The organism is Deinococcus radiotolerans (assembly GCF_014647435.1).
GTDB classification, from domain to species: domain Bacteria; phylum Deinococcota; class Deinococci; order Deinococcales; family Deinococcaceae; genus Deinococcus; species Deinococcus radiotolerans.
In genome coordinates, this window is sequence record NZ_BMPE01000001.1 from 514916 (window position 1) to 534493 (window position 19578).

At 70.8% G+C, this 19578-nt stretch carries 23 protein-coding genes; 9 read left to right on the forward strand and 14 right to left on the reverse strand.

Features of this window, described 5'->3' with window-relative positions; translation table 11 throughout:
* Positions 1-99: 99 nt before the first annotated feature.
* The 3 genes from IEY63_RS02475 to IEY63_RS02485 form a co-directional block, all read right to left on the reverse strand.
* A complete protein-coding gene (locus IEY63_RS02475; RefSeq protein WP_189067367.1) occupies positions 100-633 on the reverse strand; it encodes a hypothetical protein in 534 nt (177 codons plus the stop codon).
* Between the two features lie 16 nt (positions 634-649).
* Positions 650-1447, reverse strand: a complete 798-nt coding sequence (locus IEY63_RS02480; protein WP_229784430.1) for an alpha/beta fold hydrolase — start codon at positions 1445-1447, stop codon at positions 650-652.
* A 70-nt stretch (positions 1448-1517) separates the two neighbouring features.
* Positions 1518-2870, reverse strand: a complete 1353-nt coding sequence (locus IEY63_RS02485; protein ID WP_189067369.1) for an acyl-CoA dehydrogenase family protein — start codon at positions 2868-2870, stop codon at positions 1518-1520.
* Between the two features lie 101 nt (positions 2871-2971).
* Here IEY63_RS02485 and IEY63_RS02490 point away from each other — a divergent pair, with 101 nt between their 5' ends.
* The gene (locus IEY63_RS02490; RefSeq protein ID WP_189067370.1) at positions 2972-3490 is read left to right on the forward strand and encodes a hypothetical protein; all 519 of its coding nucleotides are present in this window, start codon (positions 2972-2974) and stop codon (positions 3488-3490) included.
* A 60-nt stretch (positions 3491-3550) separates the two neighbouring features.
* Here the strand turns inward: IEY63_RS02490 and IEY63_RS02495 are convergent, their stop codons facing one another.
* Positions 3551-5011, reverse strand: coding sequence for a class-III pyridoxal-phosphate-dependent aminotransferase (locus IEY63_RS02495; RefSeq protein WP_189067371.1), 1461 nt, complete (start codon positions 5009-5011; stop codon positions 3551-3553).
* Between the two features lie 46 nt (positions 5012-5057).
* Entirely contained in the window at positions 5058-5357 is a 300-nt protein-coding gene (locus IEY63_RS02500) for a rhodanese-like domain-containing protein (protein ID WP_189067372.1), read from the reverse strand.
* Between the two features lie 60 nt (positions 5358-5417).
* Here IEY63_RS02500 and IEY63_RS02505 point away from each other — a divergent pair, with 60 nt between their 5' ends.
* Both IEY63_RS02505 and IEY63_RS02510 read left to right on the forward strand, forming a co-directional pair.
* Positions 5418-5732, forward strand: a complete 315-nt coding sequence (locus IEY63_RS02505) for a rhodanese-like domain-containing protein (RefSeq protein WP_229784431.1) — start codon at positions 5418-5420, stop codon at positions 5730-5732.
* On the forward strand, positions 5732-6085 hold the full coding sequence (locus tag IEY63_RS02510; RefSeq protein ID WP_189067373.1) for a metal-sulfur cluster assembly factor: 354 nt from the start codon (positions 5732-5734) through the stop codon (positions 6083-6085). Before IEY63_RS02505 ends, IEY63_RS02510 begins: the two co-directional genes overlap by 1 nt.
* Positions 6086-6141: 56 nt before the next feature.
* On the opposite strand, the gene IEY63_RS02515 is transcribed toward IEY63_RS02510, so the two are convergent.
* Complete coding sequence (locus IEY63_RS02515; protein WP_189067374.1) at positions 6142-6825, reverse strand: zinc metallopeptidase; 684 nt, start codon at positions 6823-6825, stop codon at positions 6142-6144.
* Positions 6826-7101: 276 nt separating this feature from the next.
* A complete protein-coding gene (locus tag IEY63_RS02520; protein WP_189068027.1) occupies positions 7102-7386 on the reverse strand; it encodes a stage V sporulation protein S in 285 nt (94 codons plus the stop codon).
* A 228-nt stretch (positions 7387-7614) separates the two neighbouring features.
* Here IEY63_RS02520 and IEY63_RS02525 point away from each other — a divergent pair, with 228 nt between their 5' ends.
* Positions 7615-9312, forward strand: coding sequence for a PhoX family protein (locus tag IEY63_RS02525; RefSeq protein WP_189067375.1), 1698 nt, complete (start codon positions 7615-7617; stop codon positions 9310-9312).
* Positions 9309-9638, forward strand: a complete 330-nt coding sequence (locus IEY63_RS02530) for a type 2 periplasmic-binding domain-containing protein (protein WP_229784432.1) — start codon at positions 9309-9311, stop codon at positions 9636-9638. The genes IEY63_RS02525 and IEY63_RS02530 overlap by 4 nt, the downstream gene beginning before the upstream one ends.
* Positions 9639-9694: 56 nt before the next feature.
* On the opposite strand, the gene IEY63_RS02535 is transcribed toward IEY63_RS02530, so the two are convergent.
* From IEY63_RS02535 to IEY63_RS02545, 3 genes are all read right to left on the reverse strand, one after another.
* On the reverse strand, positions 9695-10837 hold the full coding sequence (locus IEY63_RS02535; RefSeq protein ID WP_308425085.1) for an N-acetylmuramoyl-L-alanine amidase family protein: 1143 nt from the start codon (positions 10835-10837) through the stop codon (positions 9695-9697).
* 101 nt (positions 10838-10938) lie between these two features.
* Positions 10939-11406, reverse strand: a complete 468-nt coding sequence (locus tag IEY63_RS02540) for an Rrf2 family transcriptional regulator (RefSeq protein ID WP_189067376.1) — start codon at positions 11404-11406, stop codon at positions 10939-10941.
* A gap of 21 nt (positions 11407-11427) precedes the next feature.
* On the reverse strand, positions 11428-12291 hold the full coding sequence (locus IEY63_RS02545) for a DUF1028 domain-containing protein (protein ID WP_189067377.1): 864 nt from the start codon (positions 12289-12291) through the stop codon (positions 11428-11430).
* 50 nt (positions 12292-12341) lie between these two features.
* Here IEY63_RS02545 and IEY63_RS02550 point away from each other — a divergent pair, with 50 nt between their 5' ends.
* On the forward strand, positions 12342-12905 hold the full coding sequence (locus IEY63_RS02550; protein ID WP_189067378.1) for a phosphotransferase-like protein: 564 nt from the start codon (positions 12342-12344) through the stop codon (positions 12903-12905).
* Between the two features lie 443 nt (positions 12906-13348).
* On the opposite strand, the gene IEY63_RS02555 is transcribed toward IEY63_RS02550, so the two are convergent.
* Positions 13349-13927, reverse strand: coding sequence for a C39 family peptidase (locus IEY63_RS02555; RefSeq protein WP_229784433.1), 579 nt, complete (start codon positions 13925-13927; stop codon positions 13349-13351).
* Between the two features lie 92 nt (positions 13928-14019).
* Positions 14020-15618 (reverse strand): peptide chain release factor 3, encoded by a 1599-nt coding sequence (locus tag IEY63_RS02560; RefSeq protein ID WP_189067379.1) that lies wholly within the window; start codon positions 15616-15618, stop codon positions 14020-14022.
* 179 nt (positions 15619-15797) lie between these two features.
* Between IEY63_RS02560 and IEY63_RS02565 the strand changes: the two genes are divergently transcribed.
* Entirely contained in the window at positions 15798-16568 is a 771-nt protein-coding gene (locus tag IEY63_RS02565) for an SIMPL domain-containing protein (RefSeq protein ID WP_189067380.1), read from the forward strand.
* A 57-nt stretch (positions 16569-16625) separates the two neighbouring features.
* Here the strand turns inward: IEY63_RS02565 and IEY63_RS02570 are convergent, their stop codons facing one another.
* A complete protein-coding gene (locus IEY63_RS02570; protein WP_229784434.1) occupies positions 16626-17564 on the reverse strand; it encodes a histone deacetylase family protein in 939 nt (312 codons plus the stop codon).
* A gap of 23 nt (positions 17565-17587) precedes the next feature.
* Here IEY63_RS02570 and IEY63_RS02575 point away from each other — a divergent pair, with 23 nt between their 5' ends.
* Together IEY63_RS02575 and IEY63_RS02580 are read left to right on the forward strand one after the other, a co-directional pair.
* Positions 17588-18610: an NAD(P)H-dependent flavin oxidoreductase gene (locus tag IEY63_RS02575; protein ID WP_189067381.1), complete on the forward strand. Its 1023-nt coding sequence runs from the start codon at positions 17588-17590 to the stop codon at positions 18608-18610.
* Positions 18607-19113: a GNAT family N-acetyltransferase gene (locus IEY63_RS02580; protein WP_189067382.1), complete on the forward strand. Its 507-nt coding sequence runs from the start codon at positions 18607-18609 to the stop codon at positions 19111-19113. The genes IEY63_RS02575 and IEY63_RS02580 overlap by 4 nt, the downstream gene beginning before the upstream one ends.
* 4 nt (positions 19114-19117) lie before the next feature.
* Here the strand turns inward: IEY63_RS02580 and IEY63_RS02585 are convergent, their stop codons facing one another.
* The gene (locus tag IEY63_RS02585) at positions 19118-19498 is read right to left on the reverse strand and encodes an ACT domain-containing protein (protein WP_189067383.1); all 381 of its coding nucleotides are present in this window, start codon (positions 19496-19498) and stop codon (positions 19118-19120) included.
* Positions 19499-19578 lie beyond the last annotated feature (80 nt).

The following is a 19578-nucleotide window of genomic DNA, read 5'->3' on the forward strand; positions in this document are numbered from 1 at the left end:
ATGATCACCGCCCGCCCACCGGGATGGGTGCGGGCCACCTTCAGCGCTTGCCCATGCTCTGGCGCCACACCAGCGCCACTCCCCTGCGGCCCACGTGGGTCAGAACGGGAAGAAGATCAGCTGTCCGGCGGTCTTCGGAGAGGTCGCGTACAGGCTGTCGGCCTGGGGCTTGCGGTAGTGCAGGTGGTCCACGCCGCCCAGCGGCCCGATCTGGCACTCGGGGGCCAGACCAGAGGTCTCATCCGTGCACGTCACCTCGTGCGGGGTGCCGTCCAGCGTGCGGAAGGTCCCCGTGCGCAGCTGCGCGACCGGGAAGATGTTCGCGCGGGCGAACGCCGCCTGCAGGGCCGCGTCACTCCGGAAGGCGGCCAGGGTGGTCCCCCGCCCGGCCAGGAAGCGCGTGAGGGCCTCCTCGCGCTCAGTGTCCCCGTTGTTGGGCAGCAGGACGCTCACGGGGCCGCTGACGGCGGCCAGGGTGGGCTGCATGGCGCGGCACATGATGTCACTGCGGGCGCGGGCGCAGGAGCGCACGTAGTCCCGCGCGTCCGTCGGAGAGTACAGGTCCAGGCCCTGCGGGTCGCACCCGGCCAGCAGCGGGAGCGTCAGGGCCAGCGGCAGCAGGCGGCGCGTCATGCCGCAGGGTACCGGGTCAGCGCAGTCCGGTCAGGTAGGTCTGGACGGCGTTCAGGATGTCGCCTTCCGCCTGCGCGCGGTTCACGTCCGGCTGTCCGTCGCCCTGCTGCGGGCCGTAGCGGCCGAAGAAGGCGTGCACCGCGCCGGGAATGACGGTCAGGGTGGTGCCGGGCGGCAGGCGGTTCAGGCCGCCGCGCACCGCCTCGGGGGCGGCCACGCCGTCGCGCTCGGCCAGCAGGGACAGGACGGGCAGCGCCTGGTCCTTCAGCGTCATGTTCCCGGCGGGGTACGCGGCCATCAGGATCAGGCCCGCGACCTTGCCGGGGTGCCGGGCGGCGTACTGCGCGGCCATCGCGCCTCCCAGCGAGTGCCCGGCGATCACCACGCGCTTCCCGCCCCCGTACGCGCCGATCAGCGCGTCGGCGCGGTTGGCGGCCGTGACGGCCAGATCGAGTGGGAAGGCCGGGATGACCGTCTCGACGCCCTGATCGGCCAGGGCGCGGCCCAGCCACTCGTACGCCTGCGGGCGCACCAGCCCGCCGGGGTAGAACACCAGCAGCGTCCGCGCCTCGCCATTCTGCGGTCGGATGCGGATGACCGGGCCGCCCGCCTGTTCCAGCGTCACGCGGGCCTCCCGGCTCTGCGGGGAACTGACCGCGTCCTGCCCCAGCACCAGCGGGGGCCGCACCGCCACCTGCCGCGCCGTTGCGATCACGTACCCGCCGAGTAGTGAAAGGCCCGCCACCAACCACGTGCGGACGCGCGGCGAGAGGCGGGCGGGTCGGCGGGCGCGAACGGGCGGCTCGGAGGTCACGCCGGTCAGCATAGGAGGGCGGGGTGCGGCGCGAGGGCAGCCGATCCCACAACCTCACCCGGAGGTGGGGTTACACGAAGGCGCTCAGGCCGGTGATGGCGCGGCCCACGACCAGGGTGTTGATCTCGTTGGTGCCCTCGTAGGAGTAGATGGCCTCGGTGTCCGCGAAGTGCTTCGCGACCCCGTACTCGAGGAGGATGCCGTTCCCGCCGAAGGTCTCGCGGGCCAGCGCGACCGTCTCGCGGCAGCGGGCGGCCGTGACGACCTTCGCCAGGGCGGCGTGTTCGTCGCGCATGTCGCCCGCGTCGGCGAGGTGGCTCAGGCGCAGGCACAGGGCGAGCATGCCCGTCACGTTGCCCAGCATGTGCACAAGGTGATTCTGGATGAGCTGGAATTCCCCGATGCGCTTGCCGAACTGCTCGCGGGTCTGCGCGTACGCGAGGGCCAGTTCGTAGGCGCCCATGGCGCAGCCTACGCCCTGCCACGCGACGCCCGCACGGGTGAGTTTCAGGACCTCGGCGGTGGTCCGCCAGCCCTGCACGTTCTGGAGGCGGTCGCTGTCGGGCACGGCGCAGTCGTCCAGGGTGATCAGGCCGTTCTCGACGATGCGCAGCGCGGTCTTGCCCTGGATCTTCTCGACGCTGTACCCGGGGGTGCCGGCGCGGACGATGAAGCCGCGCACCTCGCTGCTGTCCTCGTCCCGCGCCCAGATCACCGTGAAGTCGCTGAAGGTGCTGTTCCCGATCCATTTCTTCTGCCCGCGCAGGATCCAGCGGTCCCCGTCGCGGCGGCAGGTGGTGCGCATGCCCTGGCTGACCTGACTGCCGCCCTCGGGTTCGGTCAGGCCGAACGCGCCGATCACCTCCAGGTCCAGCATCTTCGGCAGCCACTCGGCCTTCTGCTCGTCACTGCCACCCAGTGCCACGGACGCGAACGCCAGTCCCGCGTGCACGCCGAAGAACACGGCGGTGCTGACGTCCACCCGGCACGCCTCCATCGTGATCAGGCCCTCCAGCACGGTCGCGTTGGGTGTGCGGGTGCCGTCCTCGTTCCAGATGCGGCGCAGCAGGTCCAGGCGGCGCAGCTCCGGGATGAGCTGGCGGGGGAACTCGTCGCGGTTCCAGTACTCGTTCATGATCGGCGCGACGTGCGCCTGCATGAAGTCGCGCACGTCCACGGCAGTCTGCCGCTCGTCCGGTTGTAGCGTGTTCAGCTGTCCCAGAAAATCACCGTCCGGCGCGGGCAGGTCCTCCGGGTCATCCTGCGGACCGCTGAGCATGCGGGTCAGCTGGCCCAGCTGCCGGTCGTTCAGGCGGGAGGCGGCGCCCAGCAGCGCGGGCAGGTCCACGCGCTCGCTCAGCGCGGCGAGGGCCTGTGGATCCAGGCCGGCCAGGAGGGCGCTCGGGTCAGGCGTGCTCGTCATGCTGTCCTTGTACCGCGTTCAAGGACGCCCGGACTGCGAGGACGCGCGCGGTTCCGCTTCACGTCACCTTCACGCACCCCCGGCGCGCGTACGATGCACGCGTGCCCAGCCCCGCCAGTGAACGCCCCACCCGGCCCCTCCCGCAGAAGCCGGCGGGGCACGTCGAGCTGGCCCGCTACTCCAGCCTGGGTCGCCTGTGGGCGCTGCTGGGCGGCGCGGCCCGCGCGGGGCGGCAGGTGACGCTGGTGCGCGGCGACAGCCCCGACCTGTGCCGCCGCCGCGTGAGCGGGTACGTGCTGCCCGGCGCGGGCATCTTCCTGGACGCCCACCGCACCGCGCGGCATCTGGAGGACGGCTTCGCGCCGCACCCGGCCCTCGTGGCGCTGCTCGCGGGAGACCCGGACCCGCTGCGCGCCGAACTGAACGCGCACTTTGAGCTGCGGGTGGATTTCACGCTGGCCCTGACGGCCTCGCGGGACCTGATCTGCCGCCCCGAGCTGCGCTTCGTACCGATCGTGGCGGGCCTGAGCGACCTGCCCGGTGACCTGCCGCTGGAGGTGCGCCGCCTGGGCCGTGACGAACTGCACCTGCTGGTGCAGCGGGCCTGCGGCCTGGCCTGAGTCCACATGAGGTCAGGCGGCCCCAGGGCATGATCCCGGGGCCGCATTCAGATAGTCGGGTCAGCCGTCGCTGGGGGTGCGTTTCTTGGGTTTGCTGGCCGCGAACGCCGCGAGGCGCGCGGTAACCTGCGGGGGCGTGCTGGTCAGCAGGTGGCGGGCGCTGGGGTGCGTCTGCGCGAAGGCCTCCACCCGGTCGAACATCGTGGTGAACACATCCTGCGGCATGTCGAGCGCGGGGGTCAGGCGCACGGTGCGTTTGCTGCTCAGCGAGAGGTTGGCCATGACGCCCCCCTGGTGCAGTTCGCGCAGCGCCAGAATGGCGGTCGCCTCGAATACCAGTTCCTTCAGCGCGCCGGGCAGCGGCACGCCCACCATGGGGCGGAACTGCATTGCGAACAGCATGCCCTGGCCGCGCACGGCCTCCAGCAGGTTCGGGAATCGGCCCTGTACGCGCTTGAGTCGCGCGAGGCCCTCCTGGCCCATCTGCGCGCTGCGGGCGGGCAGGTCGTTCTCGATCAGGTACTCCAGGCTTTTCAGGCCGACAGCCATGGCGAGCGCGCCGCCGCCGAAGGTGTTGCTGTGGCGTTTGCTGCTCAGGCCGCCCAGCATCTTCTTGTAGATGGGCGCGCGGACGATGGTGGCGCCCACGGCGGTCATGCCGCCGCCCAGCGGCTTGGCCAGCGTGATGATGTCCGCGTCGAGGCCCTGCGCGGCGGACTCGAACCAGTGGCCGGTGCGGCCCAGGCCGGTCTGGATCTCGTCCGCGATGACGGGAATGCCGTGCCTGCGGCACAGTTCGCCCACGCCGCGCAGGAACCCGGCGGGAGGAATGTTCACGCCGCCCTCGCCCTGGATGGGTTCCACGACCACGCAGGTCACGTTGTCCGCGCCGACCCGGCGGATCAGGCGGGTCAGGGCGTCCAGGTCACCGTAGGGGCTGGTCAGCGCGCCGGGCACCAGGGGGCGGAAGATGTCCTGGTACTCGGGGTTCGGCGTGAGGCTCAGGCTGCCGAGCGTCTTGCCGTGGTACCCGCTGGCGAACGAGATCTGGTACTTCGCCTTGGGTCGCCACGCCTTGGCGAACTTCAGGGCGCCCTCGATGGCCTCGGTGCCGCTGGAGCAGAAGAACACCTGACTGTCCGCGTGGCTGGGCAGTTCCCGCGCGAGCAGGTGCACGAGGTTGGCCTGGAGGGCCGCGCGCCACGGTCCGGTGGACTGCTGCGGGAGGCCCATGGCGCGGTTCTTCCGAAGGAACTCGTGCATGAACTCCGTGATGGCGGGCGGCATCTCCCCGAAGGGCATGGCGGCGTACCCGCTGGCGTTGATGCGGCGCACGCCGCGTTCGTCCTCCAGCTCCCATGGGGTGACGCGGGAGAACGGCCCGGCGAGACCCAGCACGTCCAGACCGTACAGGAGTTCCTCGTTGCCGTACTTCAGCTCCAGGCGGCGGACGTCCGCGCCGCTGAGGCGCTCGTCGAGCACGTCACGGGTCGAGATGAAACCGGGGGGCAGGGCACTCATGGCGGTCAGTCTAGAGCCCCCCGGCGTGAGAGGCGTCCCCGCCCGGTCATTTGCCGCCCGCCTCATCCCCCTTCAGGGCCGCGCGCAGGGCAGGCACGCCGCCGGGGTACGCCCGGGCGTCCAGCCCGTCGGCGCTCAGGTAGCGGGTGGCCAGACCGGAGCGCACGCCGCGCTCGCAGATCACGAGTAGCGGCCCCAGGTCCGGGGTCAGGCCGTGCGCGCCGTCCTCAATGGCCTGGAGACTCACGGGCCGCACGGGCAGCGCGGTCAGGTCACTCAGGGGTTCGGCGGCGCGCAGATCGTCGGTCCGCAGGTCGATCACGGTTACGCCGTCAGGCAGGGTCATGCGCGTAGGATACGCGGCTGGGGCACATTCCGACCCGTGCGCTCGGGTATGCTGGGCCGCATGGAAGATGTCACCCCACAGGAAGGACTGCGCCGCGTGCAGCAGGGCGCGCTGCTCGTGGACGTCCGCGAGCAGAACGAATTCGACGAGGTGCACGCTGAGGGCGCCCAGCTGATCCCCCTGAGCGAGTTCGAGGCCCGCTACGCGGAACTCCCGAAGGACCGTGAACTGGTCATGATCTGCCGCAGTGGCGCGCGCAGCGCCCGCGCGGGCGAGTTCCTGAAGGCGCAGGGCTACGGTCAGGTCGTGAACCTCGCGGGCGGCACGATGGCCTGGGTGCAGGACGGCCTGCCCAGCGTGCAGGGGCAGAACTGATGACGGCTCCTGAGAACGCACCCGCCCCGGCGGCCGGTCTGCCCAGCGAGGCGCAGGTGCTAGAGGCGCTGAAGGTCGTGAAGGACCCGGAAATCCCGGTGAACGTGGTCGATCTGGGTCTGATCTACGGCGTGGAGATTCAGGAGTCGGGTCTTGTGGACATCACCATGACCCTGACGAGCGTGGGCTGCCCGGTGCAGGATCTGATCCGCAGTGACGCGGAACTCGCGGTGGGCCGCTTGGACGGCGTGAGTGAAGTGAACGTGGAGTTCGTGTGGACGCCGCCCTGGGGTCCGGACAAGATGACCGAGGACGGCAAGCGGCAGATGCGCATGTTCGGCTTCAACGTCTGAACCCCACGAACTAATAAACCGCCCCAGCATTTGGCCGGGGCGGTTTGTCTGTTGGGTCAGTCGTCGTTGCGGGCGATGCTCAGCACGTTCAGGAACTGCGCCAGGGCCATGGCGAAGCCCGCGACGTAGGTCAGGGCAGCGGCGGTCAGGACGCTGCGGGCGCCGCTGGTGGCCTCGGGGCTGCCGCTCAGGCCGGTCTGGTTCAGGTAGGCCAGGGCGCGGCGGCTGGCGTCGAACTCGACGGGCAGGGTGATCAGGTGGAACAGCAGGGCGGCGCCGAAGAGGATCACGCCCAGCCAGATCAGGCCGGTGAAGTGCAGGAAGACGCCAGCCATGAACAGCAGGGGCGCGAGGTTCATGCCGAGGCTGAGGGGCACGGCCAGGCGGCCGCGGGCGACCAGGGCGGGCATGCGCACGCGGTCCTGGATGGCGTGGCCGACCTCGTGCGCGGCGACGGCCATCGCGGCGACACTGGGGACGCCGTACACGCCCTCGCTGAGGTTTACGGTCCTGCGCATGGGGTCGTAGTGGTCGCTGAGGCTGCCGGGCACGGCGTTCACGGGCACGTGGGACAGGCCGTTGGCGTCGAGCATCTGGCGGGCGATCTGCGCGCCCGTGAGGTTGCGGGGGTTGCGGACGCCGCTCCAGCGGCGGTAGGTGCGGGTCAGGGCGCCCTGGATCAGGAAGGACGCGACCAGCAGGATCAGGATCAGCGGGGTGTAGGGGCCGAAGAATTCCATGTCAGAGTGCCTCCTCCCTATATCTTAGCGAAGCACACTCAAGTTTTATGAAAATCCGTAGGACAGGATTGAGGTCTTTTTGAAGCACACACCGTGCTGCCCCAGGGTCTCTGACCTGACGCCGACTGCCCCTCTACGGCTGCCACCCCGCAGGTCAGACCCCAGCCTCCCACGAGGAGGTTCGCCTCTTGCGGCGCCGCAGCACTGGTTGAACAGCTGCGAAAGTCGGGCGGCGCGCCCCAGCGGGTGCTGGCACGCGCCGCCCGGACGTCCGGTTCAGCTGCTGGACGCCGCAGGGGCCGGGATGCCCTGCACGAAGAACCGCACGGCGGTGCGTTCCTCCTCGTGAACGTCAAGCTTCACGAATTCCGGCTGGGTGTACAGGTCGAGGTGGTCGCCCACCAGATAACCGCGGGCGATGGCGAGGGCCTTGACCGCCTGGTTCACGGCCGTCGGGCCGATCGCCTGAATCTCCACCTGCCCCTGCGAACGCAGTAGAGCGGCAATGGCACCGGCGATGGCGTTGGGACGGGACGTGCCGGACACGCGCAGGGTTTCCAAAATCATGCTCCTTTCCGACCTGCCGCCAGAAGCGGAGGTTGAAACAGTTTCATATTAAGCGTGGCAGTCCCCGCGCGACACCTGAAATGTGTCCCCCAATGGCAGCCCCCGTATGGGGGCAGTGCCGTGAGCCCGGTTCACTGCCGAGTGGACCATACCCACCTGAACCTGACAGGCGCCTGACACTGAATTGACCCTTACGTCACAACAGCGCGACATTCTCTGCGCATGACCTCACAGGACACGGGCACCGCCAGCTTCTGGCACCGACTTCTGGACACCAGACTCACCCGCCGCAGCGCACTGGGCAGCGCCGCCGCCACTGCCGCCGCCGTCACGCTTCCCCTGACCATCAGCGAGGCCGAAGCCGTGAACAACGGCGGCCCCAGCACCGTTGATCCCAAGACGGTCAAACCGCAGACCGTGCCGCCGTTCCGCACCATTCCCAGCGGGAACGCCGACGCCCTGACCCTCCCCGCTGGGTACCGTTACCAGCTGCTGGCCCCCTGGGGTGAGGTCTTCACGGACGCCGGGCGCGAGATCGGCTTCAACCACGATTACGTGGGTTTCTTCCCCATCGACCTGCTGGAGGGTAGCCAGAGCAGCACGGACGCGCTGCTGACCATCAACCACGAGTACGTGAACGCCCTGTTCGTCGGTGGTGACACGAAGAACCGCACACCCGCGCAGATCAGGGCCGAGATGGAAGCCATGGGCGTCAGCGTGGTGCGCGTGCGCAAGGAAGGCGGCAAGTGGGCCATCGTGCCCGACCCCCGCAACCGCCGCATCGACGCGCTGACCGACATCGAACTGACTGGCCCGGCACGTGGTTCGGCCGCCGTGAAGGGCGCCACCATGGTCAAGGGCACGGTCGGGAACTGCTCCGGCGGGCAGACGCCCTGGGGGACCCTGCTGACCTGCGAGGAGAACGTGGACGGCTACACGAAGTCCTGGGCGGGCAGCGGGTATGAGGCAATGCACCAGGGCTGGGTGACCGAGATTGACCCCTTCGACCCGAAGTCCACGCCCAAGAAACGCACCGCGATGGGCCGATTCCGGCACGAGAACGTCGCCGTGACCGTCGCCGCGGACGGCCGCGTGGTGGGCTACATGGGGGACGACATGCAGGACGCCTGCGTGTACAAGTTCGTGTCGCGCGGCAAGTACAACCCGAAAGACCGCGCCGCGAACCTGACGCTGCTGGAAGAGGGTGACCTGTACGTCGCGAACTTCGGCAACGGCAGCTGGGTGCTCCTGGACTACGACCGCAACAAGAAACTCCAAGAGGCCAAGGGCGCCGACGGCAAGGCCCTGTTCGCCAGTCAGGCAGACGTACTGGCCGACGCGCGCGCCAGTGCCCTGGCGGTGGGCGGCACCCCGGTCGACCGCCCAGAGGACATCGAGATTCACCCCCGCACCGGCGAGGTGTACATCTCGCTGACGAACAACAGCAAGCACGGCAACTACTTCGGGCAGATCATCAAGTTCCGCGAAGACAAGGACGACTGGACCGCGCAGACGTTCCTGTGGGAGGTGTTCGCCGTGGGCGGCCCGCAGAGCGGCTTCGCCAGCCCCGACAACCTCGTGTTCGACCCGTACGGGAACCTCTGGATGGTCACGGACAACAGCGACCTGAGCACCAACCCTATCAAGGGGTTCCACGGAAACAACGCCATGTTCTTCTTCCCCACCGAGGGCCCCAACGCGGGCAAAGCGTACCGCTTCGCGATCGGCCCGGTGGACGCCGAGATGACCGGCCCCGTCTGGTCCCCAGACGGCAGGACGCTGTTCGTGTCCATCCAGCACCCCGGTGAGGACAGCGAGAGCCTAGACAAACTCCGCTCGAACTTCGGCGCGAAGGCCGGCAGTAACGTGCCGCGCCCCACGCTGGTCGCCATTGAGGGCTTCCCCGGGTGGCGCGCGTGACGACCGGCCTGCCCCCCGTGAAAGCCCCGTGGATCGTGGGCCGCCCCGCGCTGCTGGAACACGCCGCCGCCGACTACCTGAACGAACTGGCCCGCCAGCGCCCCTGGACCCGCGCGCGCGCCGAGGAGCTGCTGGAGCGCCTGGAGGCCCACCTGGGCGAACCCGCCCCGCTGCTGGCCTACACGCGCCTGACGGGCGAGGCATGGCTGCGCAGCCTGCCCGAAGCCGAGCGCCCCGAGGCCGCCGAGCTGCTGACCGACTTCCGCGCGTACCTGCGCGACTGGGGCTGGCTGGATCAGGCCCGCCCGGTCAACCAGCCCGACTGACCCCACGCGTACAGGACGGCGCCCCAGCCACAGCCGGGGCGCCGTTCTGCGGCGGGTCACTTCGTGTTCAGGAAATCCAGGATGGCGCGCGCAATCGCCTGGGCCAGCACCTCGCGGTAGGCGGGGGTCGCCAGTTTCGGCCCCTCCACCGGGCTGGACCCGAAGCCCACCTCGATCAGGATGGCGGGCGTGGTGGGTGAACGGATCACGTAGAACGCGTCGGTCTGCACGCCACGGTTCACGGCGCCCGTCGCGCTGATCAGGCGCGCCTGCACCTTCTGCGCCAGCTGACGGCTGAACGCGATCTTCGCCTGCGCCAGGATGTCCCCCAGTTCCTTCTGTGCCGTGCCGGCCGCCTGCCGCGTGAGTTCCTCACCGACGCTGCCGCCACCGTTTTCCTGCACGGCAAGGCTGCGGTTGCCGCCTGCGAGCGGCTGCCCGAAGTAGTACGTCTCGATGCCCTGCGCGCCAGCGCCCGCCGAGTTCACGTGAATGCTCACGAACGCACTCACCGCGCCGTTGTTCGCGAGGCTGGACCGCGCGGCCAGGTCGCGTTTCTTGTCCGCGCTGAGGTGCTGGTCCGCGGTGCGCGTCATGACGACGTCCACCCCGTGCCGCGCGAGTTCCGACCGGGTCCGCAGCGCGACGTCCAGCGTCACGTCCTCCTCCTTGACCCAGCGGCTCACGGCGCCCGGATCAATCCCGCCGTGCCCGGCGTCCAGCACAATGCGCGGCCGGTTCGCCGCCGCCGTGGACGCCGGGCGCGTCACCGCGGCCGGGGCTGGGCGCGCCGCCGCGACCGGGCGGGCGGGCACGGCCGCGGCGGCCACGCTGCTGGGCACGTCGATGACCAGCCGGGCGGGCTGACCACTGCCAGCGGGCAGGACGCTGACCTTCGCGCTGGCGTGTCCCTTGGCCAGCGTGACGGTCACGGTGCGGCCCGCCACGGCGTAGGCCGTGACGCCCGACGCGCTCAGGGGGCCTTGTTCGGCCTTCAGGGCCGTGCCGAGGGTCACGGTGACACTCTGCGCCGCGACCTTGCTGGACGCCGTGGTCACGCCCGGCAGGTCGAACACCAGCCGCGTGTAGCCGTCATGCTGCCCCACGCGGGGCGCGGCGTGGGCGCTGCCCAGCAGCAGGCCTCCCAGCAGGAGGGTTCTCACGGTCCTGATCATGCGGTCCTTCGCGGGGCTGTTCACTGCCGGGAAGTGTACCGCCCGGCGCGCGTTTCCCGGATGGGAACGGCGTGCCGGGCGTCTCACACAGGCGGGCGCTGGGGGTGGTCACCCCGCCGGGTCGGTCAGGCGTTCGGTTTCAGCAGGTGCCCAAGGCAGTGGCCGTAACTGACGCCCTGCTGCGCGTCCAGCACGAGGTCCTGCACGCTGAATTCCTGTAGGACGCCCAGCATCGCGTCGCGCATGCGGGTGTAGATGGTGTTGCGGGCGTGACAGCGGGCCTCCTCCACGCAGGGCTCGTGCCAGTTCAGGCTGATGCATGACAGCGGCGCGACCGGTCCGTCGATGGCGCGCACCACCTCGCACAGGCTGATGAGGTGCGGCTTGCGGGCCAGGGCGTAGCCGCCGCCGATGCCCTTCTTGCTCTTCACGACGCCCTTGGCGGTCAGGGCGGCCAGAATGCGCACGAGGTACGGGCGGTGCACGCCGGTCGCCTCGCTGATCTCCTCGCTGGAGACCCAGCGGTCCAGGGCCTGCGACCCCAGGAATCCCAGGGCCTGGAAGGCGTACACGTCGGTGGCGGAAAGCCGCATGGGGCGCAGTGTACCGCGCCGTTAGCCTACCCGGGTGGGGTACTGGGCGCGCAGGTACGCCAACGCGACCGGATCGACCTGCCCGCCACTCACCCAGCGTTCCTCCAAATTCTCGGTGCCGAACAGCGCCCAGGCGGCTGCCTCTGTGTCGGCGTCCCAGGGACCGCCGGGCAGCGCGGTGGTGTGCCCCTGCGTCAAGAGCAGCGCCCGCAGCCACGCGAGTTCCTCCTCGGTCAGGGGTCGGGTGCTCTCGGGGCGGGTGAACAGCAGGTCGTGCAGGTCCAGCAGCCGCGCGAGTTCCCGGCAGGGGTCGGCGTGATCGTCCGCGCGGAGGTTCACCCAGTCGTCCGTCAGGCCACCGTAGCCGCGCCCCGGACCGGCGCACAGCAGGGCCGCCGACTGCCGCCCGCGCCGGTCCCCGCCCGCTGCGTCCCCGGCGTTCAGGGCGGCCAGCAGGCGCCGGGGCAGCGGCAGGGCCGATCCGGCCTCCCAGGCGGCGCGCATGGCCTCCACGACGCCCGGCCCGGCCAGGATGTTGCCCTGGATGGCGACGTCGGCGGCCGCGTACCCGCCCGCCCAGGCGTGGCAGTCCGGGCCCGTGAAGGTGACGCTGCTTCCGTCCGCGCCGACCAGCCCGAACTGACGCTGCGCGATGCCGGAGTCGGTCGCCTGGAAGTGCGCGCCCACGGCGGCGGCGTCCAGCCCGGTGTCCAGCAGACGCAGGCCCTCGGGGCCCAAGGTGGGATTCACGTAACTCTGCGTGGCGACGGCGCCCACGCCGCCGCGCACGAAGGGCACCAGCGCGCCCACGGCGAGGAACTTGCTGGCGACCGCCACACCCAGGTCGCCCGTGCGGGCGTCGCGGCCCACGATGGAAAAGGTCATGCGTGCAGGCTAGCGCCTCCCCGGCAGGGCGGCACTGTAGGCTCCGTGACATGACTGAGGGGACTGGGCAGGGCGGGCGGGGCGTGATCTGGGTGCTGAGCGGCAGCCCCGGCGCGGGCAAATCCAGCGTGGCACGGGCACTGCTGGCCCGCTTCCCGTTCGGGCTGCACCTGCCCATCGACGATCTGCGCGAGATGGTCGTGTCGGGCATCGCGCACCCGACGCTGGATCACCCGCCGGAGGCCGTGCGGCAGTTCGCGCTGGCCCGAACGGCGGCGGCGCAGACGGCCCGCCTGTACGCGCAGGAGGGCTTCGCGGTGGCCATCGATGACGTGCTGTGGCCCGCCGATCTGACGTTCATGGCGCGGCACTGGGAGGGCCTGGACGTGCGCCCGGTGCGGCTGTACACCACGCTGGAGATCGCGCACGAACGCAACCGGACCCGCACGAACAAGACGTACGACACGGCCACGCTGATCCCGCTGATCGAAGGGCTGTACCCGCAGATGCCCCCCGGGATCTACCGGGAGGCCGGTTGGGCGGTCGTGGACAGCAGCACCCTGACCCTGGAAGCCACGGTGGACGCCCTGCTGCGCCTGAAGTGGCCCGCGTGACGGAGTCGGTCGTGACCGGCACGTGGTTCGTGGTCCGCACCAGCCTGCCGCTGTGGCGCACACGGGACAATCCCAGCGTCACCTACGCGCCGCTCCCGGACGGCCGGGTGGTGGACACCGTGCGCTTCACGCGCCGGGGACGACCGGAGCTGATCATCGGCCTGGACACCCCACAGGCCGGTGGCGGCTGGGCGTGGCGCGGCGTGAGCCTCCTGACCCGGTTCACGGTCAGCCGCTGGCGGGTGCTGGCCGCCGGGGACGGCTGGGCGGTCACGGTGTTCGAACGCACGCCCTTCACGCCCGCGGGACTGGATGTGTACGCCCGCGCACCTGAATTGACTCCCGTGCAGCAGCGGGAGGTGGAAGCCGCCCTGGACGGCCTCCCGGCGGCGCAGCCGTTCCGCGCGGCGCTGTTCAGCCCCCGGCACGACGGACGCTTACGCTCAGCCGATGACGCTTCTGACCTTCGCGGCCATGTTCGGAGGGTACAGCACCGCGAACTGCCCGCGCTGGTCGGCCCACACGCGGTTCATGTCGTCGTAGCCCATGGCCACGTAGCCCAGCAGGGGGTCCATGATGAACACCTGCCGGGTCTGGTCGTTGTAGCCCATCAGGACCCGCCAGTGCGGGATGACCTGACCCTGCGCGGTGATGTGACTCTGGAGGGCAATGATGGGCAGGCCACTCCGGATGGCGGCCCGGGCGGTGTTCACGCTGCCGCCCGAGAACAGGCGCGCCTGCATCCCGACGCGCGGTGCGAAGTCCACAATGGCCTGCGCGGTCATGTAAGACCGCTCGGTGGGGCGGGTCAAGTGGCTCACGTCGGTCATGTTCACGCGCAACCCGAAGTACCCCAGCACCTGCGTGATGCTGGCCGGACCGCAGGCGTTGTATGACTGCCGGATCAGCGGCATGCCGCTCAGGACGTAGCCGGGCGGGGTGGGGGCCGCCTTGGTGGGCGCGGCGGCCTGCGCGGGCAGGCTCAGGGCGCAGGCGAGGAACAGCAGGCGGGCGAGGGGCACCCGCGCAGCATGCCACGCCTCACCTGACCGGAATGTCTCAAGACCGCATGAAGAAGGGAGAGGCCACGTGACCTCTCCGCTGTCCAGTGGGCTTACACCCGCGTGAGGTCTTTCGGGAGGGGCAGGAACTCGATCTCCGGGTGCTGCTCGGCGGTGTATTCCAGGTCGTAGCGGCTGCGGAACAGCATGACCGGGCGGCCCTGGTCGTCCTCGACGTGCCGGGCGAACCGGGCAACCTTCGTGGGGTCACCGGCCAGCCAGCGCACGAGCTGGTAGCTGGTGACGTGCATCTCGACCTCCACGCCGTATTCCTCCTGGAGTCGGGCCTGGAAGACCTCGAACTGGAGGGGACCGACCGCGCCCAGGTAGGGGTCGCGCGCGCCGTCGGTCGGGTAGAACACCTGCACGACGCCTTCTTCCGCCAGCTGCGTGAGGCCCTTCATGAACGCCTTGCGCTTGCCCACGTCGCGCAGGCCGATGGTGGCGAACGTTTCGGGCGTGAAGCGCGGGAAGCCGGGCAGGATCACCTTGGCGTCCACGCTGATCACGTCCCCGATCTGGAATACGCCGGGGTTCACGAGGCCGACGATATCGCCGGGGTACGCTTCCTCGACCTTCTCGCGGTCCTGCGCGAACAGCGTGTGCGCCTGCGACAGGCGCAGCTTGCGGCCCGTGCGGGTGTGCGTGACGTCCATGCCGCGCTCGAAGTGGCCGCTCATGACGCGCATGAAGGCCGTGCGGTCGCGGTGCTGCTTGCTCATGTTCGCCTGCAATTTGAAGATGAAGCCCGCAAAACCCGCCTCGGGGCTGCGTTCGCCCAGGTTCGTCTCGACCGGCCCGGGGGGCGGCGCGAGGTCCACGAAGTTGCTCAGGAAGTGCTCCACGCCGAAGTTGTTCATGGCGGAGCCGAAGAACACCGGGGTCAGCTCGCCGCTCAGGAACGCCGCCGCATCGAATTCCGGCATGGCGCCCTGAATGAGTTCCACGTCCTCACGCAGTTTCGCGGCGAGGTCCGCGCCGACCAGGGCGTCCAGTTTCGGGTCGTCCAGGCCGCTGGTCTGCATGGGCGCGCGGTGTTTGCCGCCGGACGTGCGCTCGAAGGCCAGCACCTGATGGGTCTGGAGGTCGTACACGCCCTTGAAGTCCGGGCCGTCCCCGATCGGCCACGTCAGCGGCACCGCCGTGATCTTCAGGATGCCCTCCAGCTGCTCCAGCAGTTCGAAGGGGTCCTGCGCGGGGCGGTCCATCTTGTTCACGAACGTGAGGATCGGAATGCCGCGGTTGCGGCACACCGCGAACAGCTTCTCGGTCTGCGCCTGCACGCCACGCGCGGCGTCCAGCACCATCAGGGCGCTGTCGGCGGCGGTCAGGGTGCGGTAGGTGTCCTCACTGAAGTCCTGGTGGCCCGGGGTGTCGAGCAGGTTGATGTGCCGCCCGCGGTACTCGAAGGTCAGCGCGCTTGAGCTGATGGAGATGCCACGCTGCTGCTCGATGCTCATCCAGTCGCTCTTGGTGTGGCTGCGGCCCTCCTTGGCGGTCACGCTGCCCGCCTCCTGGATGGCGCCTCCGTACAGCAGGAGTTTTTCCGTGATGGTGGTCTTCCCGGCGTCCGGGTGGCTGATGATGGCGAAGGTGCGGCGCCGGGCGATCTCGCTGGCGAGCGCGGCGGGGTTGATCTCGGGGCTGGTCATGGGAACTCCTGCGGGCCTGAAACGGTCGCGGCCCGGACTTGGCTGGGGATTGGAAACGCGGGTCTCGACTCTGCGCTACGGGGGCGAAAGGAGAACCGTCATTCCCCCATGATAACGGCAGCGGCCCCCGGGCGTCACATGCCCTCCGGGACAGGCGCGCCCTGCCGTACGCTGACCGCATGACCAGCCCCAACCGCGTGGGACTCACGACCGTCCTGGCGACCGCCATCGCGTCCGCCGCCTTCTTCCTGACGGGCCTGACCGTCGTGCGCGGCCTGGCGGACGTGAAGAACGCCAGTGACGTCATCAACGTAACCGGCAGCGCCCGGCGCAGCATCACGTCCGATCAGGCGGTGTGGCACTTCACGGTGCGCAGCGTGAACGACCAGAGCCTCCAGGCGGCGTACCGGTCCTTCCGCGCCACGCAGCCCGCCGTGGAGGACTTCCTGAAGGCGCAGGCGCTGTCCGGCAGCGAGCTGCGCCGCGAACCCGTGACCGCCGGGCCAGAGCAGTACACCGTGATCGAGACGCTGAACGGCGAGAACCGGGAGGTGGCCCGCACCCGCTACGTGGTCAGCGAGACGTACCGCCTCCAGTCGAACGACATCCAGAAGATCCAGGGCGCGGTGTCCGCGGCCACCTCCGCGTTCGTGGACGCCAGCACGGGCGGCGTGACCATCGAGAGCAGCGACATCGAGTACCTGTACACCAGACTCGCCGACGTACGCCTGGCGCTGCTCAAGGAGGCCAGCCAGGACGCGCAGCGCCGCGCGCAGGCCATCGCGCAGAGCGCCGGGAACTCGGTGGGCGCCGTCAAGAACGCCCGCATGGGCGTCTTCCAGATCACGCCCCGCTTCGAGACCAGCGTGGAGGACAGCGGCAGTTACGACACCAGCAGCCTCGAGAAGGACGTCACGGCCGTCGTGGAGATCGACTTCGTCGTGAGGTGAGCCGGGAACGGTGGACACCCTGGCCCTTCATGACCGCCCGCAGCCCCCGCCCGGCCGTCAGGTGAACACGCCGGTGCCGGCAGGACTGAAGGCCTCCAGCGCGGCGTCCAGGGTGTTCAGTCGGGCCTGGATCAGCTGCGCCGGGTCCCGGTGGTACCCGCCCGCCATGACGATCACAAGGGGCGTGCGGGTGCGGGCCGCCCAGCGGAACACGCGGCGGTCCCGCGCCTGCGCGCCGTTCAGCGTGAGGGCCAGTCGCCCCAGCTGATCCCCAGCGAGCACGTCCGCGCCCGCGAGGTAGAACGCGAAGTCCGGCTGGAAGGCCGTCACGAGCGGCGTGACGTGAGAGTCCAGCGCGTGCAGGTACGCGGCGTCACCGGTGCCGTCGGGCAGCGGGACGTCCAGGTCACTGGTCTCCTTGCGGAAGGGATAGTTGTGCTCGGCGTGCAGGCTGACGGTCAGCACGCGCGGCTCGTGCGCGAAGATCGCGGCGGTACCGTTCCCCTGGTGGACGTCCAGGTCGAGGATTAGGATGCGCCGCGCCTGGGCCGCGTCCAGCAGCCAGCGGGCGCTGATCGCCACGTCGTTCAGGAATGAGAACCCCTCGGCGTGATCGGCGTACGCGTGGTGGGTGCCGCCGCCCAGGTTCACGCCCAGACCCCGCGTCAGGGCGTCGTGGGTGGCGGCCAGCGTCGCGCCGCTGCTCCCCAGGCCCCGCTCGACCACCGCCGGGCTCCATGGGAATCCCAGGGCGCGCTCCTCGGCGCGGGTGACCTCCCCATCCCGCCAGCGGGTCAGGTAGGCAGGGTCGTGCACGGCCTCGGCCAGGGGCCAGTCGAGGCTGGGTGCGTCCAGCAGCGGCAGCCGCGCCTGCGTGCCGTCCAGCAGGGCCTGCACGGACTCGCGCGGCATGAACTGCCGTCTCGGCGCGGCCTGCGCCTGGTACGCGGCGCGCCGGAACGCGGTGAACGCGCGGAACGGGTGCGGGAACGTCACGCCCGCAGCGTACGCTGGGTGACATGACCCGACCGCGATCCTGGCCGGAATTGCTGGCTTCACTCCGCGTTCCGGTGGTCCTGGCCCCCATGGCGGGCGGCGTGGGCACCCCCGCGCTGGCCGCCGCCGTGACCCGCGCGGGCGGGCTGGGCAGCCTGGGCGGCGCGTACCTGACCCCGCACGCCCTGAGAGACGCGATCCGCGAGGTGCGGGCGCTGACGAACGGGCCCCTGCTCGTGAACCTGTTCGCGCCGCAGCCCATACCGACGGTCACGCGCGAAGCGGTCGCCCTGGCCACTGCCGAACTTGCCCCCTTCCACGCGGCTCTGAACCTCTCCCCGCCCACCCTGCCGGAGCGGGTGCAGGAGGACTTCACCGCGCAGCTGGACGCCGTGCTGGAGGAACGGCCCGAGGTGTTCAGCGTCGCGTTCGGCCTCATCCCACCGGACGCCCTGGCGGCGCTGCGGGCGCGGGGCGTCCTGACGGTCGGCACCGCCACCAGCCTCGCGGAGGCCCTGGCCCTGCACGACAGCGGCGTGGACGCGATCACCGTGCAGGGCGGCGCAGCGGGCGGCCACCGGGGCGGCTGGCAGGAGGACGCCCTGGCCGAAACTGTGACCCTCGTGCAGGAGGTCACGCGGGCCACGCCCCTCCCGGTGATCGCGGCGGGCGGCCTGATGACCGCCGGGGACGTCCGCGCGGCGCTGGCGGCCGGGGCGACGCTGGCCCAGTGCGGGACAGCGTTCCTCCTCGCCCACGAGGCGGGCATCTCCCCCCCCTACCGGCAGGCCGTTCAGGAGGGCACGCGCGACACGGTCCTGACGCGCGCGTACTCGGGGCGCGCGGCGCGGGGCCTGCGCACCACCCTCACCGACGCCGTGACGCACCCCCTCCCCTTCTCGCATCAGAACGCCCTGACCCGCCCCCTGCGCACGGCAGGCGCTCAGACCGGGCAGGCGGACGTCCTGAGCCTCTGGGCCGGCACCGGCTACCGGCAGGCCCAGGCGACCGGCGCGGCGCAGATCGTCGCAGACCTGACGCCGTGACCGTCACGCTGCGGCCCCTGCGCCCAGGGGATGAGGAGGCGGCGGTGCGCTGGGCGGCCGATCTGGTGTTCTGCCGCGCGGCGGACTGGACGCCGGGCCTCGCGCCGCGCGTGGTGCGGCGGCACTGGGCGGCGATCATCGCGGGGGGCGACCCGGCGTTCCTGCGGCTGGGCGCCGAGCTGGAAGGGCGGCTGGTGGGCTTCGTGGATCTGGCGGGCCTGGACGGCACGTCGGCGGAGTTCGGGATTGTCATCGGGGAGCGGGCGCTGTGGGGGCAGGGCGTGGCGCGGCGGGCGGGCGAGGCGCTGGTCGCGTACGCGGCGGGGCTGGGTCTCTCGCGGCTGACGGCGCTGGTGCACGCCCCGAACGCGCGGTCGCACGCGCTGATGCGCCGCCTGGGGTTCGTGGAGTCCGGGCACGCCGACCCGGAACCCTACGTGGGTGAGGTGGTGCCGGTCGTCCGCTACGAACGGAGCATCGCGTCCGACCTCAAGGCCCGCTGACCAGTCACTCGCGGACGGTGTGCCCGGCCTCCCTCAGCGCCGCCACGCTGCGGTCGAGGTCGGTGGCCGCGACGAGCACGTAGTCGGTGTTGAAGGTGGACAGCGCGAAGATGCCCACGCCCGCGTCCCGCAGGGGATTCAGCACGCTGGCGAGGATGCCGGTCAGCGTGAACTCGAACGGCCCGGTCAGCATCAGGGCCCGCCAGCCGAGCTGGGCGCGGACGTCCCCAGGCACCTGCCCGGCGGGGCAGACGACACTCAGTTCGTCGGGGGCGCCCAGCACGCACCACAGGTCGCCGCGGGTGGCCCAGGCGGGCACGGCACGCCCGCCGGGGAGCTGGGCGACGGCGTACTCGCCGGGCAGGACGGTCAGCGTCAGGGACATGCGGGCAGGATACGTCCCCCTGGCCGTTCGGAGGGGGCGACGGCCTGTGCGGCTGGGGGGCGTGTTTTCGTGGCGCGGGG

Coding starts and splice junctions, on each gene's coding strand:
- IEY63_RS02475 (WP_189067367.1), bottom strand. CDS start 633: ATGACGCGCCGCCTGCTGCCGCTGGCCCTGACGCTCCCGCTGCTGGCC.
- IEY63_RS02485 (WP_189067369.1), bottom strand. CDS start 2,870: ATGACGAGCACGCCTGACCCGAGCGCCCTCCTGGCCGGCCTGGATCCA.
- IEY63_RS02495 (WP_189067371.1), bottom strand. CDS start 5,011: ATGAGTGCCCTGCCCCCCGGTTTCATCTCGACCCGTGACGTGCTCGAC.
- IEY63_RS02500 (WP_189067372.1), bottom strand. CDS start 5,357: ATGACCCTGCCTGACGGCGTAACCGTGATCGACCTGCGGACCGACGAT.
- IEY63_RS02505 (WP_229784431.1), top strand. CDS start 5,418: ATGGAAGATGTCACCCCACAGGAAGGACTGCGCCGCGTGCAGCAGGGC.
- IEY63_RS02510 (WP_189067373.1), top strand. CDS start 5,732: ATGACGGCTCCTGAGAACGCACCCGCCCCGGCGGCCGGTCTGCCCAGC.
- IEY63_RS02515 (WP_189067374.1), bottom strand. CDS start 6,825: ATGGAATTCTTCGGCCCCTACACCCCGCTGATCCTGATCCTGCTGGTC.
- IEY63_RS02525 (WP_189067375.1), top strand. CDS start 7,615: ATGACCTCACAGGACACGGGCACCGCCAGCTTCTGGCACCGACTTCTG.
- IEY63_RS02540 (WP_189067376.1), bottom strand. CDS start 11,406: ATGCGGCTTTCCGCCACCGACGTGTACGCCTTCCAGGCCCTGGGATTC.
- IEY63_RS02545 (WP_189067377.1), bottom strand. CDS start 12,291: ATGACCTTTTCCATCGTGGGCCGCGACGCCCGCACGGGCGACCTGGGT.
- IEY63_RS02550 (WP_189067378.1), top strand. CDS start 12,342: ATGACTGAGGGGACTGGGCAGGGCGGGCGGGGCGTGATCTGGGTGCTG.
- IEY63_RS02560 (WP_189067379.1), bottom strand. CDS start 15,618: ATGACCAGCCCCGAGATCAACCCCGCCGCGCTCGCCAGCGAGATCGCC.
- IEY63_RS02565 (WP_189067380.1), top strand. CDS start 15,798: ATGACCAGCCCCAACCGCGTGGGACTCACGACCGTCCTGGCGACCGCC.
- IEY63_RS02575 (WP_189067381.1), top strand. CDS start 17,588: ATGACCCGACCGCGATCCTGGCCGGAATTGCTGGCTTCACTCCGCGTT.
- IEY63_RS02585 (WP_189067383.1), bottom strand. CDS start 19,498: ATGTCCCTGACGCTGACCGTCCTGCCCGGCGAGTACGCCGTCGCCCAG.